We start from the raw sequence: 15,443 nt of genomic DNA, 5'->3' as shown, positions 1-15,443 counted from the left end.
CATAATGGCGCGATGATCATCCAGTCCCTGCTCGACACCGACCTGTACAAGTTCACCATGATGCAGGCGGTGCTGCACCAGTACCCCGGCGCGCTCGTCCAGTACCGTTTCAAGTGCCGCACCCCCGGCATCGACCTGGCCCGGTACCTGGACCAGATCAATGCCGAGATCGACCACCTGTGCAGCCTGCGCTTCACCGCCGAAGAGCTGGACTACATGCGCGGGCTGCGCTACATGAAGCCGGACTTCGTCGATTTCCTCGGCCTGTTCCACCTGGACCGCAAGTACATCGACCTGCGTCCCTCGGCCACGGTGCCGGGCGAGATCGAGCTGGACATCGTCGGCCCGTGGCTGCACACGATCATGTTCGAGGTGCCGCTGCTGGCGATCATCAACGAGGTCTGGTTCCGCAACACCAGCGATGGCGACACCGCCGAGGGCGAGCGCCGGCTGCTGGCCAAGACCGCGCTGCTGCGCGACACCGCCGGCTACGGCGAATGCCGGATCGCCGACTACGGCAGCCGCCGCCGCTATTCGCGGCAATGGCACGGGCGGATGCTGCCGATGCTGCGCGAGCAGCTCGGCGCGCAGTTCGTCGGCACCAGCAACGTGCACTTCGCGCGGCTGTACGGCATGACCCCGCACGGCACCATGGCCCACGAGTACCTGCAGGCGTTCCAGGCGCTGGGGCCGCGGCTGCGCGATTCGCAGGTGGCGGCGCTGGAGTCGTGGGCGCGCGAGTACCGCGGCGACCTCGGCATCGCGTTGTCGGACGTGGTCGGGCTGGAGGCGTTCCTGCGCGATTTCGACATGTATTTCTGCAAGCTGTTCGACGGCGTGCGCCACGACTCGGGCGATCCGTTCGAATGGGGCGAGCGCATCCTCGCGCACTTCCAGCGACTCCGCGTGGATCCGCGCAACAAGGTGCTGGTGTTCAGCGACGGCCTGGACATCGCCAAGGTGATGCGCCTGTACGAACATTTCCGCGGGCGCTGCCAGGTCGCCTTCGGCGTCGGCACCCATCTGACCAACGACATGGGCCCGACCCCGCTGAACATCGTGATCAAGATGGTCCGCTGCAACGGCCAGCCGGTGGCCAAGCTCAGCGACTCGCCGGGCAAGAGCATGTGCGACGACCCCGGCTATCTGGCCTACCTGCGCCAGGTGTTCGAGGTCGAAACGACGCAGTAGGCGAGCATTCTGACCTTCGGCGTCAGTTTCTGACCGATTGCGCTCGATGATTCGTCGCATTGCTGGTGAGAAAGTGTGATGTAGTTCCTTGCTGAACTGGCATAACATTTGCGGGGTGTGGGGGCGCGGCCCGTCAGGGCCCCAGGTCCATGCCCCTGCGGGTGCGGGGCGGGCCACCTTCTGATCTCTGGATTTCCTGGTGCCATGGAAGCCTTGACCCTGTCCATTGCCGGTTTGCCGGCCGAGTTCCAGCAACTGCGCGGCGGTGGCGTGTACTGGGTCGATTGCGCCCGGCAGGCCGACGCCGAGCTGCTGTGCGCGCAGTTGCTCGCGGCCCAGGACGGGCTGGCGCGGGCGGCGTTGCTGGTGGCCGGCAGTGCGCCGGCAGGCGTGAGCGGAAAGATCGATGACACCCAGGGGCCGGCCGAGCTGGCGATCTACGAGATCGCAGCGGCGCAGGTCGCCGCTGCGCTGGCGATCCTGCCGCTGGAGCTGACGCGCGCGCTGCGCGGCCGGGTGCCGCCGCTGTGCGCGATCCTGCTGCCGGGCAGTGCCGTCGCCGCCCTGTCCGCGGCCGGCCTGCAGCGGTTGTGCGCGGAACTGCGGCAATGGGCGCGCCGGCATGCGGTGTCGGTGGTGCTGCTGAGCCATGGCGAATCGGCCGCGCTGGCCACCCGCCTGCTGCCGCTGAACGACGCCCTTGCCGGGCTGGCGCAGCTGTACCCGGCCAAGGGCGAGTTCGGTTACCTGCTGCATTTCTGGCGCAATGGGCTGGGCGTGAGCGCGGCGCGCGAGTTCGCGCTGCACCGCGAGCAGGCACGCGGGCAGTCGCCGCGGCTGGCCCTGCTCCGGGGCACGACGATGGCCGTGTTCGGCGAGGGCGCCAGCGACCACCGCAGCTATCTGGCCGATGCCGACGTGCTGGAAGGCGCGCCGCCGCTGTCCGCCGATTGGCGGCTGTTCGAAGGGTGGGGGCCGATGCTCGCCCACGTCGCCCATGCGCAGGCCTCCAGCGTGGTGTTCGCCATCCACGGCAACAGCCAGGTCGACCCGCTTGCGGCGATCCTGCATCGCCTGCGGCGCGAGCGCGGCAACGCGCTCAAGCTGGTGGTGCGGGAAATGGCGCCCTGCCTGCGCTACGCCGACGAACGCCTGCTGATGGGCTGCGGCGCGACCTTGATCGTGCCGCACGGCACGCCGCTGGCGCGCTTCCTGACGGTGCTGGAAAGCGTCCAGGGCAATGTCTGGCACGGCACCCTGCCGGTGGACATCGAGGCGGCAGCGAAGGCGTTCCGGCCGCCACCGGTGAAGGGGCTGGTGACGCCGGCGCAGTTCTGGGAACTGGTCACCGGCATCGAGGAGGCCACCGCCACCTCGGGCCTGGACAACGCGCTGGTGCAGTTGAAGCCGCTGCGCGGACTGCGCCCGGAACAGGTGCTGGGCCAGTGCCGGATCCGCCGCCAGGGCGACCTGGCGTGCCTGTACCAGGGCCAGATCCACCTGTTCCTGTTCGCCTGCCGCCGCGACGGCGTCGAGCGCGCGCTCGACCGCATGTTCCGGTTGCCCTGGCGGGAAATATTCATCGGCTACCAGCTGGTGGCGCGCGACGGGCTGGCGGCCATGGCCCAGGTACACGAATCCGTCGACAGGTTCCGGCTGGCGTCGCCGCACCCGGGAGCGGCCGCCGCCATGCGTGAGGCCGATCCGGAGGCATTGCAGCCGCGGCCGGTGTGCCTGTCGGTGGAAGGGGAAATCCAATGAACTACACACAGCTGACGCAGCTGCTGCTGGTGGCGGCGATCGTGATGATTCCGCTCGGCGCGCTGCTGGGGATACTGCTGCGCCGCCTGTGGACGGTGCTGGTGCGGCTGCGGCGTCCGCGCTACCTGCGGCGGCGCGGCGTGCGTCGGCGCGTGGCCGCCAAGCCGGCGGGAGCCGCTTGATGGACGTTGCGCGCGATGCCGGGAAGCTGCCGGGAAACCCCTATGCATGGACGGACCTGGGGCCATGGAACCTCTACTTCCTGACCAAGTTCGCGATGGTCTGGATGGGCATGCTGGATTTCCACCTGTTGCCCAACCTGCTGTTCGCGGCGTTCCTGCTGCTGCCGTTGCAGGTGCCGTGGCAGCGGCGCCTGCGCCTGGCGCTGGCCATTCCCGCCGGCATCGCGCTGTTCTACTACGACACCTGGTTGCCGCCGTTCAGCCGGCTGCTGGCCCAGCCCGGCGTGCTGGACTTCTCCTTCGCCTACCTGCTGCAGCTGGCCGGCCGCTTCATCAACTGGCAGCTGATCGGCGCGATCGCGGTACTGGTGCTGGGGTACGTGCTGCTGCGCCCGTGGTTGCGCATCACCACCTTCAGCGTGCTGGGTCTGCTGGGCCTGGGGCTGGCGCAGTTGCCCTGGCCGGTGGCATTCCGGCACCAGGCGGCGCCGGTGCAGGTGGCCGCGGAAGCCGGGGTGGCGGCACCCGCCGTGCCGCAGGGACCGGCCGATACCGCCACCCTCAACGCCTACCTGCAGTCGTTCTACCAGAGCGAGGCCGGGCGCCGGACGCAGTTCGCCGCGACCGCCGATGGCCAGCCGTTCGACCTGCTGATCCTCAACATCTGCTCGCTGGCCTGGAGCGATCTGGACGAAGTCGGGCTGCGCGAGAACGCGCTGCTGCAGCGGATGGACGTGGTGTTCGACCGCTTCAATTCGGCGACCTCCTACAGCGGTCCGGCCGCGATCCGGCTGTTGCGCGCCAGCTGCGGGCAGACCCCGCATGGCCAGCTCTACGATCCCGCGCCGGCCGAGTGCTACCTGTTCGGCAACCTGGCCCGGCTGGGTTTCCGCAGCGAGCTGGCGATGAACCATGACGGCCATTTCGACGACTTCATCGGCGAGCTGCGCGAAGACGGCGGCCTGGATGCCACCGCGTTCGACATCGGTCCGCTGCCGCGCGCCTACCTGGCCTTCGACCAGACCCCGATCCGCCGCGACGGCGCGGTGCTGTCGGGCTGGTGGCAGCAGCGGCAGCAGCAGCCGCAGGCGCAGGTGGCGCTGTTCTACAACAGCATCAGCCTGCACGACGGCAACCGCGTGGTGGTGAGCGGCACCGGCAGCCGGCCGGCGGACTACCGCACGCTGGCGCAGTCGGTGATCGACGACCTGTCCGCGTTCCTGGACGAGCTGCAGGCCAGCGGCCGGCGGGTGATGGTGGTGCTGGTGCCCGAACATGGCGCGGCGCTGCAGGGCGACCGCATGCAGATTCCCGGTCTGCGCGAGATCCCCAGCCCGTCGATCACCCAGGTGCCGGTGGCGATGAAGCTGATCGGCATGGGCACCGCTCCGGCGAACGGCCCGCGGCGCGTGGACGCGCCCAGCAGCTACCTGGCGTTGTCCGAACTGGTCGCCCGCGTGCATGCCGGCGGCGGCGACGTGCAGGACTGGGACGCGCTGCTGCGCGACCTGCCGCAGACCGCCGCGGTGTCGGAAAGCGCCGGCGCGCGGGTGCTCGACTATGCCGGCAAACCCTATGTGCAGATCCAGGGCCGCAACAGCTGGATGCCTTACCCGGAGAATAAGAAGTGATCCAGGAAAAACCGATCCGATCGGCCGCGATGCGTTCGGTCAACGAGGACGACATCGCCGAGCTGCGCAGGACGCTGCAGATGCCTGCGTTCGACTACGTGGATTTCTCGGCGATGCGCGAGCGCGACGAGGCACTGGCGCGCTGGCCGCTGCTGCGCGAACTGTACGCCGCCGAGTCGCGGCGGCCGGCGGCCGTCCCGGTGCCGGAGGACAACGCGGCATGACCTGCGTGGCCGTGCACGGCTTGCGGGGCGGCACCGGCGTCACCTCGCTGGTGGCCGCACTGGGTTATGCGCTGCAGCAGCAGGGCGAGCGCGTGCTGCTGCTGGACCTGTGCCCGGAGAACCTGCTGCGGCTGCATTTCAATGTCGCGGCCGGGTACGTGCAGGGCTGGGCGAGCGCCGGCCGGGTGGGCAAGGCGTGGCAGGAATGCGGGTTCGAGATCCTGCCCGGGTTGAGCCTGCTGCCCTACGGCGAATTGTCCCCGTCGCAGGTGTCCGTGCTGGAACACGAGTTGCGGCAGTCGCCGCAGCTGTGGGCGCGGCGGTTGTCGGCGCTGGAACAGGCCTACGACTGGGTGATCGCCGACCTTCCGCTGCGGCTGGATGGCCACGTCCGTCCGTTCCTGGGCAAGGCCGGCTGCGACCTGCGGCTGCGGGTGATGAACGTGGACCCGGCCAGCTTTGCCCTGCTGCAGCGCGGGAGGAAGGACGAGTACGCCAGCGGCGAACGCTTCCTGCTCAACCGTTACAACCCTGCCAGCCAGTTGCAGCGCGACCTGATGCAGCTGTGGCTGGACCGGCACGGCGAGCGGCTGGTGCCGCAGCAGGTGCACGAGGACCTGGCGGTGAGCGAGGCGATGGCCTGCAAGGCGCCGCTGGGCCTCTACGCGCCCGGCAGCCTGGCGGCGGCGGACGTCGAAAGCCTCGCGGTCTGGTGCCTGGCCAACCGCGAACGGCTGCAGGCGGCGGTGGCCTGATGGGATGGCGCTACTACCCGCGGCGGGAATGGCGGCAGGAGCGGGCATCCGGCCCGGTCGCCGCCTTCGTGCTGTGGGCGTTCCAGGCGCTGGCATGGGCGTTCCTGCGGCTGGAAGGGCCGGCATGGGAGCGCTGGTTCCGGGAGAACACCGGCAGCTACCCGCAGTTCCACGACCAGCGCGCCTGGCGCGCCGGCGATCCGCTGCGCTTCCTGGTGCAGTCGCTGTGGCTGATGGTGGTGCGCGCCGAACCGCTGCCGCGCCGGCCGCTGGACCTCTCGCCGCTGCTGCATCCGCTGCGGCTGCTGCGCGGCGGGTTCGAGCGCGGCCGGCGCCGCTACGTGGGCGCGCTCGAGGATGCGCCGGAAGCGGTGGCCGGCAGCGAGACGATGGCGCGGCTGCGCGGACGCGAACGCCAGCTGTCGCCGCGCGCGCGGCGCTGGCTGACCCTGGCGCTGATGCTGGGGACGGCGCTGCTGGCGATGGTCTGCATCACCCAGCCGTTCGACTACTTCGCCCAGTTCGTGTTCGTGGTGGCGCTGTGGCTGACCGCGATGGTGATCCGGCGCGTCCCGGGCCGCTACGCGTCGCTGATGCTGATCGTGCTGTCGGCCACGGTGTCCTGCCGCTACCTGTGGTGGCGCTACACCGCCACGCTGAACTGGAACAACAATTTCGACCTGGCCTGCGGCATCGTCCTGCTGGCGGCCGAGACCTATTCCTGGCTGGTGCTGATGCTGGGTTACGTGCAGGTGGCGTGGCCGCTGAACCGCAAGCCCGCGCCGTTGCCGGCCGACCCGGCGCAGTGGCCGGTGGTGGACGTGCTGATCCCCACCTACAACGAGGACCTGGACCTGGTCCGCAACACCGTCTATGCCGCCTGCGGCCTGGACTGGCCCCGCGACCGGCTGCGCATCCACCTGCTGGACGACGGCAACCGCGAGGAGTTCCGCCGCTTCGCCGAGGTCGCTGGGATCAACTACATCGCCCGCGCCGACAACCGCCACGCCAAGGCGGGCAACCTCAACAACGCGCTCGGCTACATCGACGGCGAGCTGGTGGCGATCTTCGACAGCGACCACATGCCGGTGCGTTCGTTCCTGCAGGTCACCGTCGGCTGGTTCCTGCGCGACCGCCGGCTGGCGCTGGTGCAGACCCCGCACCATTTCTTCTCGCCCGATCCGTTCGAGCGCAACCTCAAGGTGTTCCGCGACGCGCCCAACGAAGGCGAGCTGTTCTACGGCCTGGTGCAGGACGGCAACGACCTGTGGAACGCCTCGTTCTTCTGCGGCTCGTGCGCGGTGCTGCGGCGCGAGGCGCTGGACGAGATCGGCGGCTTCGCGGTGGAGACCGTGACCGAGGATGCGCATACCGCGCTGCGCCTGCACCGGCATGGCTGGAACTCGGCCTACCTGAAGATCCCGCAGGCCGCCGGGCTGGCCACCGGCAGCCTGGGCGCGCACGTGAACCAGCGCATCCGCTGGGCGCGCGGCATGGTGCAGATCTTCCGCCTGGACAACCCGCTGCTGGGCAAGGGCCTGAACGTGTTCCAGCGGCTGTGCTACGCCAACGCGATGCTGCACTTCCTGTCGGGCATCCCGCGGCTGGTGTTCCTGACCGCGCCGCTGGCGTTCCTGCTGCTGCACGTCTACATCATCTACGCGCCGGCACTGGCCATCGTGCTGTTCGTGCTGCCGCACATGGTCCATGCCAGCATCACCAACGCCCGGCTGCAGCGCGCCCACCGCCGCCCGTTCTGGGGCGAGGTCTACGAGACGGTGCTGTCCTGGTACATCGCCCGCCCGACCACGGTGGCGCTGTTCAGCCCGCACCGCGGCAAGTTCAACGTCACCGCCAAGGATTCGCTGCAGGAGCAGGCCACCTTCGACTGGCGCATCGCCCGGCCCTACATCGTGCTGGCGGTATTGAACCTGGTCGGCCTCGGGTTCGCCGCGTGGCGCCTGCTGCATGGCCCGGCCGACGAGGTGGGCACCGTGGTGGTCAGTTCGCTGTGGGTGGTCTACAACCTGGTGATCATCGGCGGCGCGCTGGCGGTGGCGGCCGAAGTGCACCAGCTGCGCCGCACCCACCGCGTCTCCACCCGCCTGCCGGCGGCGGTGCGCACCGCCAGCGGCCATTGCCATCCCTGCACCCTGACCGACTACTCGTCCGGCGGTGCCGGGCTGGAGTTCGACGAGCCGGTGGAACTGGAACGGGGCGTCCCGATCAGCCTGCTGCTCGGCCGCGGGCGGCGCCAGTTCGTGTTCGACGGCCGGGTGGAACGCAGCTTCGACACCCGCCTTGGCCTGGCCCTGGAGTTCGCCGACGAGCGGCAGCGGGTGGACTTCGCGCAATGCACCTTCGCCCGCGCCGACGCCTGGCTGGACTGGCATTCAGGCTACCAGGCCAAGAGCCTGCCGCACAGCCTGCTCGGCATCGTGCTGCTGGGCTGGCGCGGCTATCGCCGGGTCGGCGATTTCGCGCCGGCACCGCTGCAGAAGCCGGCCAGGCTGGCCAGCCGCTCCGCGCGCTGGCTCGCCAGCTTCGCCCCGCGCACTCCTTCTTCCACTCGAATGGCTGCCGACGCCGCCTCTTCAGGTTCCCCGACATGACACTTCGACATCTGCTGTCCTGCCTGCTGCTCCCCTCGCTGCTGCTGGCGGCCGCGGCTTCCGCGCAGGAAACGCCCGCGGCGGCGGGCACCGAACGGCCCATCGCCGAAGCCACGCAGTGGCAGGACACCCGCAGCTTCCAGCAGCTCGGCCGGGCGGGCGACATGCTGCTGCTGGGCATCCGCAACACCGAAGCGGTCGAGTTCCAGGTGCGGCGCGACCGCATCGTCAAGCAGGCGCAGCTGGACCTGCGCTATACCGCCTCGCCGTCGCTGCTGCCCACGCAGTCGCACCTGCGCGTGTACCTCAACGATGCGCTGATGACGGTGCTGCCAGTGGCGACCGACGCGCCGGCCGGCACCCCGTTGCGGCAGCAGGTGACGCTGGACCCGCGCCTGATCGGCGACTTCAACCGCGTGCGGCTGGAGTTCGTCGGCCACTACACCGACATCTGCGAAGACCCGGCGCACAGTTCGCTGTGGCTCAACGTCGCCGCCGACAGCGCGCTGCTCCTGCAGGGCCAGGTGCTGGCGATGAAGGACGACCTGGCGAACTTCCCGCTGCCGTTCTTCGACTACCGCGATCCCTCGCGCCTGCAGCTGCCGGTGGTGTTCGCCGGGCAGCCTTCGCTCGCGCAGCAGCGCTCGGCCGCGCTGCTGGCCTCGTACTTCGGCAGCATGGCCGGCTGGTGGCGCCAGGCCAGTTTCCCGGTGTCGTACGACGCGCTGCCCGCGAGCGGCCACGCCGTGGTGTTCGCCACCAACGAACGGCGTCCGGCGTTCCTGGCCGGACATCCGCCGGTCGACGGCCCGGTGGTCGAACTGATGAGCGTGCCGGAACGGCGCGACGACAAGCTGCTGCTGGTGCTCGGCCGCAACGACGAGGACCTGCACACGGCGGTGGCGGCGCTGGCCGCCGGCGACATGCTGTTCCGCGGCACCCGCGTAAGCATCGACGAACTCAAGCCGTTGAAGCCGCGCAAGCCGTACGACGCGCCGAACTGGACCCGCACCGACCGTCCGGTGCGGCTGACCGAACTGCTGGAGTACCCGCAGCAGCTGCAGGCCAACGGCGTGGCGCCGGAGCCGATCACGGTCGGCCTGAACCTGCCGCCGGACCTGTTCATCTGGCGCAACCAGGGCATCCCGCTGAAGCTGCGCTACCGCTACACGCCGCCCTTCAGCAACGACGAATCCAAGCTGATCGTCAGCATCAACGACCAGCTGATCTCCAGCTTCCCGCTGCTGCAGCACCGGCAGGCCGGCAAGCTCGACGAGATCCGCCTGCCGGTGCTCAACGACCGCGCCGGCAGCGGCGACGGCAAGCTGCTGATCCCGGCGCTGCAGGTGGGCGAGCGCAACCGGCTGCGCTTCGACTTCAGCTTCTCCAGCATGGTCGGCAGCGCCCAGCGCGACCGCTGCCAGACCATGCTGCCGCCGAACGTGCAGGCGGCGATCGAGGGCGACTCCAGCATCGACTTCTCCGGGTTCCACCACTACATGGGGCTGCCGAACCTGTCGGCGTTCGCGCTCAGCGGTTTCCCCTTCACCCGCATGGCCGACCTGTCCGAGACCGTGGTGCTGATGCCGGCCGGGGCCGACGCGCAGCAGGTGGGCACGCTGCTCGACCTGGTGGGCGGGCTCGGCGCGCAGAGCGGCTACCCGGCGTTCGGGCTGCGGCTCGGCGACGATGCCGGCAGCCTGTCCAGGCTGGACGCCGACCTGATCGTGGTCGGCGACCTGCCCGCGGCGATGCGCGACAAGGCCGAACCGGCAGTGCTGCTGCAGCAGCGGCGCAGCACGCTGGTCGGCGGCCATGTCGCCACGCCCGCCGAGGCGGCCAGCCGTGCGCGGACGCGCAGCGGCGCCGACGCAGTGCTGGGCGGCGAGGTGAGCGTCAGCGCCGAGGCGCCGATGGCCGCCATCGTCGGCTTCCAGTCGCCGTTCCATCCGCAGCGCAGCGTGGTGTCGCTGGCGGCCTCGCAGGACGGGGACTTCCAGTTGCTGCGCGACACCCTCACCGATACCGGCAAGCGGCAGGCGGTCGCCGGCTCGGTCGCGGTGATCCGCAGCAGCGGCGTCAGCAGCCAGTTCGTGGGCGAGCACTACTACGTCGGCACGCTGCCGTGGTGGATGCTGCTGTGGTTCCACCTGTCCGGGCATCCGGTGCTGCTGGCGGTCCTGGCCGTGGTGGTGGTGGTGTCGGCCTCGTTCCTGCTGTGGCGTGCGCTGCGCTGGGTCGCGCGGCGGCGCCTGGACCCGGACGCCTGAGGATGCGCGCAGACCATCCGTTGTTGCGGCCGGCCGCGGGCCTGGTCTCGCTGTGCCTGCTGTGCGGCGCGCCGCTGCCGCAAGCGGCGGCGCAGCCGCGCGGCGCGGTGGTGGCCGAGCAGCGCGAATGGCTGCTGTCGCAGGTCCGCGTCGGCGAGGCCACCGGCCGCGTCGACCTGGTGCAGGATTCGCTGGCGCGGTTGCGGCGGCTGGCGCCGGACGACCGCGCCGCGCTGCTGGCCGGCATGCAGGCGGCGTTGCGGCTGCAGCAGCCGGAAGAGGCGGAAAGCCTGTTCCGGCGCCTGCAGGCGATCGCTCCGGACGCTGCCGAGACCCGGCAGGCGATGCAGCTGTGGGAACTGTACGAAGGCAGCGGCCGCGAGCTGTTGCAGCAGGCGCAGCTGCTGTCCACCGCCGGCCGTCGCGACGAGGCCATCGCCGCCTACGAAAAATTGTTCGGCACGCGCCCGCCGGATTTCGCCACCGCCGCCGACTACTGGCGGCTGCGCGCCGCGGTGCCCGGCGGCCGGCGCCACGCCATCGCCCGCCTGCAGGAACTGGATCGCCGGTACCCGGGCAATCCGGCCCTGCGCCAGAACCTGGTGCAGCTGCTGTTCGCCGAGACGCGCGAACGCGACGCGCTGGCCCTGCTGCACCGCATGGCGGAAGATCCGGGCACCCGTGACGTCGCCGCGCGTCGCGAACTGGACTACCTGGCCGACCAGCCGCCCGGTGACGCCAACGTCGTGCAGCTGCGTGCGTTCATCGACCGCTACCAGCAGAGTCCGGTCGTCGCCGATGCGCAGGCATTGCTGGAGCAGCGGCAACGGCTGGTGGCCGATCCCGGCTGGCGCGCCGGACAGCAGGCGACGCGGCTGCTGGAGCGCGATGGCGATCCCGTCCAGGCCGAGGCGCTGTTCCGCCAGGCCCTGCGCAGCCATCCGCAGGATGCCGGGCTGCTGGGCGGAATGGGCCAGGCGCTGGCGCGACAGGGCCGGCGCGATCAGGCGATCGCCTGGTTCCAGCGCGCCGTGCAGGCCGAGCAGGACCACCATCGCGGCAGCAAATGGCGCGACCTGGAGCGCTCCACCCGCTACTGGCTGCAGCTCGGCCAGGGCGAGGCGGCGCTGGAGGCCGGCGACATCGATGCCGGCGAGCATTACTACCGGCAGGCGCTGCAGCTGGCCGGCGGCGATCCCTACGCAAGGCTGGGACTGGCGGCGGTGGCCGATGCCCGTGGCGATACGGCGGCGGCCGAGCGCGAACTGCTGCTGGCGCGGCGCCAGGCACCCGGCAACGCCGACGCGATCCGTCGGCTGGCGCAGCTGTACGCGCGGCAGGGACCGCAGCGGCTGCAGGATTTCATGGCCTCGCTCGAGCCGGCGCAGCGCGAACAGTACGCCGCGCTGCTGCGCGACGCGCAGCGGCAGCAACTGCAACACGAGGCCGAACAGGCCGAAGCCGGCGGCGATCCGGCGCGCGCGCGCGCGCTGCTGGAGCGGGCGGCGGACATCGCCCCGGACGACATCTGGCTGACCTATCGCCTGGCCGGACGCCTGCACGGCGAGGGACGCACCGGCGAGGCGGACGCACGTTTCGCGCGCCTGCTGCAGTCGCAGGGCGACGTCCCGGCCGCCCGTTACGCCCAGGCGCTGTTCCTGTCGTCCAGCGATCGCGACGGTGCGGCGCTGGAGGCGCTGGCGGCGATCGACGCGGCGCACTGGAGCGAGGACATGCATGCGCTGTCCGCGCGGCTGCAGCGGCAGCAGCTGTTCGCCCGCGCCCGCGCGCTGCGCGAAGGCGGCGACGAGGCCGCGGCCAGCGCCTTGCTGCGCGACGCGGCCGCCGGCCAACAGGATGCGGAACTGCTGCTGGCCGACTGGGCCGCGCAGCGGCGCGACTGGGCGCAGGCGCAGCAGTTGTATGCGCAGGTGCTGGCACGCGACCCCGCGAACGCGGAAGCGCGGCTGGGACAGATCGAAGTCCGGATCGGGCAGGGCGACCTGGCCGCCGCGCGCCGTGCGCTGGAGCAGGCGCCCCCGGAGCTGGCGGCGGAGGATGTTCCGGCCCGCCGGCGCCTGGCCAATGCCTGGGCGGCAGTGGGCGAGCGCGGGCGCGCGCTGGCCGCGCTGCGCGAGCTGATCGCCGGCAACGGCGAGCCGGATGCGCTGCTGTACCGCGACGCGGCGCGGCTGATGGACGACGACCCGCAACAGGCGCTGGACACCTATGCGCTGGCGATGCGCGACAACGGGCTGTTGTCGCCGAACCAGGCGCAGCCGCGCGACGACCGCGCGCTGACCCTGGCCAGCCGCGAGAGCGCCCAGGACGACTGGCTGCGGCGCTCCCTGCGCAGCGACGTGGAAGCCCTGTACCAGCGGCACAATCCGACGCTGACCGTGCTGCAGGATTCCGGCCGCCGCAGCGACGGCACCCCGGGCATCTCGCGGCTGGCGCGCGACACCCGCATCGTGCACCTGGATGCCGCGTTCGCCGGCGGCCTCGGCTTCGCCCGCATCGAACAGGTGCGGATGGACGCGCGGCACTTCCGCACCGACGCCGACGGCATCTACGACGAGGATTTCGGCACCTGCGACCTCGACCTGGTGCAGGCCGACGGCACCCTGCTGTCCGCGCCGAGCTGCGACACCCGCGTGCACCAGCGCCTGGACTCCGGCGCCGGCCTGGCGCTGGGTTGGCGCAACCTGGACGACACCCTGCGTTTCGACCTGGGCCACACCCCCGGTGGCTATCCGGTCGGCAACTGGCTCGGCGGCATCGGCGTCGGCGGCGATCTCGGCGTGCTCGGCTGGTCGGCCACCGCCTCGCGGCGGCCGATGACCAATTCGCTGCTGTCGCAGGCCGGCGCCGTCGATCCACGCACCGGCCTGCGCTGGGGCGGAGTGACGGCCAATGGCGCGACCTTCTCGCTCGGCTACGACCAGGGCGGCCGCAACGGCATCTGGTCGAACTGGAGCTGGCACCGCCTGCGCGGCGAGAACGTGCTCGACAACGAGCGTGCGCGGGCGATGGCCGGCTGGTACCACAAGCTGATCCAGCGCCCGGACATGCGCCTGGACGTGGGCCTGTCGGCGATGTACTGGCGCTACCGGCACGACCTGGGCGGCTATTCGCTGGGGCAGGGCGGCTACTACAGCCCGCAGCGGTACACCTCGATCGGCCTGCCGGTGAGCTTTGCCTGGCGCAACGACGACTGGTCGCTGCGGCTGGACGGCTCGCTCAGCGCTTCGCGCGCGCGCAGCGACGGCATCAGCCGCTTCCCCGACGACCCGGCGCTGCAGCGCGCCCTGGCCGTGCTGGAGGCACGGTACGGCCCGGTCACGGTCAGCCCGGCCGGACTGGAGAGCGCCGACAGCACCAGCAGCGGCAGCGGCTACCGGCTGTACGCAGCGGTGGAGCGGCGCCTGGGCGACCATTTCGTGCTGGGGGCGGCGACCACCCTGCAGCGCAGCCGCGACTACGCGCCCAACAGTTTCCAGTTGTACCTGCGCTATGCGCTGCAGCCATGGCGGGGCAACCTGCCGTTGCCGGTCAGGCCGCTGGAGCCGTATGGCGAATTCCGTTGACCCCGGCCATCGCGCGCAGCGCCGCCGCCTGCTGAAAGGGCTGGCGGCCGGCGCGCTGCTGCCGGCGCTGCCGGCCATCGCCGCCGCTCCGGCGCGCGGCTGGCCGGCCTGGGAGGTGCTGGCGGCCTCCAGCCTCAGCAGCGACGGGCGCATGATCGACCGCAGCCAGGCCGACCAGCGCAGCACCTCGGAAGGCCAGTCCTACGCGCTGTTCTTCGCCCTGGTCGACAACGACCAGCCGCGGTTCGACCGCATCCTGCAGTGGACCCAGGACAACCTCGCCGGCGGCGACCTGTCCGCGCGGCTGCCGGCCTGGCTGTGGGGACTGGACCGGGATTCCGGGCGCTGGGGCGTGCTCGATGGCAATCCGGCCGCGGATTCGGACCTGTGGCTGGCCTATTCGCTGGGCGAGGGCGCGCGGCTGTGGCGGCGCCCGGCCTTGCAGGAGATCGCCGACGGCATGCTGGCGCGGATCCGCGACCACGAAGTGGCGCGGCTGCCCGGGCTGGGAGCGATGCTGCTGCCGGGGCCGCAGGGATTCGTCGAACACGACCATTGGCGGCTCAACCCCAGCTACCTGCCGCTGCCGCTGCTGCGCCGCTTCGCCGCGCTGGAGCGCAGGGGGCCATGGGCGGAGATCGCCGCCAACACCGTGCGCATGCTGCGCGAAACCGCACCGCACGGGTTCGCGCCCGACTGGACCGCGTGGCGCGAAGGCGGGTTCTTCGTCGATCCGGCCAGGGGCGCGACGGGCAGCTACGACGCCATCCGCGTCTACCTGTGGGCGGGAATGACCGATCCGCGCGACCCGGCGTTCAAGGCAACACTGGCCGCGCTGGGCGGACCGTTGGCGCGGTTGCGCCGCCAGCAGGCCATGGCCGAAACGGTCGATACGCGGAGTGGCGATGCACGGGGGCGCGGCCCCTACGGCTTCGATGCGGCGCTGCTGCCGTACCTGCGGGCGCAGGGCGAGGTCGCACTGGCCACGCAGCTGCGCGCGGCATTGCCTGCGCCACAGCAGCAGCGCGACGACGAGCCGGCGTACTACTCGCAGATGCTGGCGCTGTTCGGTACCGGCTGGTTCGACGGGCGCTACCGTTTCCACGCCGACGGCCGCCTGCTGCCGGCCTGGCATCGCTAGCGCGGCGCCCGCCGCAGGCCGGTGCGCCCGGTTCCGGGCACTGCGGGCCGGCCGGCCATGGGGCGCATCCGGCTCCGGAGGGCGCGGGT

10 protein-coding genes are annotated in these 15,443 nt (G+C 71.2%); all 10 read left to right on the top strand.

Features of this window, described 5'->3' with window-relative positions; translation table 11 throughout:
• The first annotated feature begins 12 nt into the window (after nt 1–12).
• The 10 genes from pncB (at nt 13) to bcsZ (ending at nt 15,354) form a co-directional block, all read left to right on the top strand.
• On the top strand, nt 13–1,191 hold the full coding sequence (pncB, locus tag OK345_RS03000; RefSeq protein ID WP_265126425.1) for a nicotinate phosphoribosyltransferase: 1,179 nt from the start codon (nt 13–15) through the stop codon (nt 1,189–1,191).
• Between the two features lie 204 nt (nt 1,192–1,395).
• The gene (gene bcsE / locus OK345_RS02995) at nt 1,396–2,952 is read left to right on the top strand and encodes a cellulose biosynthesis protein BcsE (RefSeq protein ID WP_265126424.1); all 1,557 of its coding nucleotides are present in this window, start codon (nt 1,396–1,398) and stop codon (nt 2,950–2,952) included.
• Nucleotides 2,949–3,134 (top strand): cellulose biosynthesis protein BcsF, encoded by a 186-nt coding sequence (bcsF, locus tag OK345_RS02990; RefSeq protein WP_265126423.1) that lies wholly within the window; start codon nt 2,949–2,951, stop codon nt 3,132–3,134. The genes bcsE and bcsF overlap by 4 nt, the downstream gene beginning before the upstream one ends.
• Nucleotides 3,134–4,765, top strand: coding sequence for a cellulose biosynthesis protein BcsG (gene bcsG, locus OK345_RS02985; protein ID WP_265126422.1), 1,632 nt, complete (start codon nt 3,134–3,136; stop codon nt 4,763–4,765). Before bcsF ends, bcsG begins: the two co-directional genes overlap by 1 nt.
• Nucleotides 4,762–4,989 (top strand): cellulose biosynthesis protein BcsR, encoded by a 228-nt coding sequence (gene bcsR, locus OK345_RS02980; protein WP_265126421.1) that lies wholly within the window; start codon nt 4,762–4,764, stop codon nt 4,987–4,989. Before bcsG ends, bcsR begins: the two co-directional genes overlap by 4 nt.
• Complete coding sequence (gene bcsQ / locus OK345_RS02975) at nt 4,986–5,744, top strand: cellulose biosynthesis protein BcsQ (protein ID WP_265126420.1); 759 nt, start codon at nt 4,986–4,988, stop codon at nt 5,742–5,744. The genes bcsR and bcsQ overlap by 4 nt, the downstream gene beginning before the upstream one ends.
• Nucleotides 5,744–8,356 (top strand): UDP-forming cellulose synthase catalytic subunit, encoded by a 2,613-nt coding sequence (bcsA, locus tag OK345_RS02970; protein ID WP_265126419.1) that lies wholly within the window; start codon nt 5,744–5,746, stop codon nt 8,354–8,356. The genes bcsQ and bcsA overlap by 1 nt, the downstream gene beginning before the upstream one ends.
• Complete coding sequence (gene bcsB / locus OK345_RS02965) at nt 8,353–10,626, top strand: cellulose biosynthesis cyclic di-GMP-binding regulatory protein BcsB (RefSeq protein ID WP_265126418.1); 2,274 nt, start codon at nt 8,353–8,355, stop codon at nt 10,624–10,626. The genes bcsA and bcsB overlap by 4 nt, the downstream gene beginning before the upstream one ends.
• A 2-nt stretch (nt 10,627–10,628) precedes the next feature.
• A complete protein-coding gene (gene bcsC, locus OK345_RS02960; protein ID WP_265126417.1) occupies nt 10,629–14,213 on the top strand; it encodes a cellulose synthase complex outer membrane protein BcsC in 3,585 nt (1,194 codons plus the stop codon).
• On the top strand, nt 14,197–15,354 hold the full coding sequence (gene bcsZ, locus OK345_RS02955; protein ID WP_265126416.1) for a cellulose synthase complex periplasmic endoglucanase BcsZ: 1,158 nt from the start codon (nt 14,197–14,199) through the stop codon (nt 15,352–15,354). Before bcsC ends, bcsZ begins: the two co-directional genes overlap by 17 nt.
• Nucleotides 15,355–15,443 lie beyond the last annotated feature (89 nt).

Origin of the sequence: Xanthomonas chitinilytica (genome assembly GCF_026107455.2) — a bacterium.
Taxonomy (GTDB): domain Bacteria; phylum Pseudomonadota; class Gammaproteobacteria; order Xanthomonadales; family Xanthomonadaceae; genus Stenotrophomonas; species Stenotrophomonas chitinilytica.
Note: the sequence above shows the minus strand (reverse complement) of the source record. Positions and strands in the feature narration are given on the sequence as shown.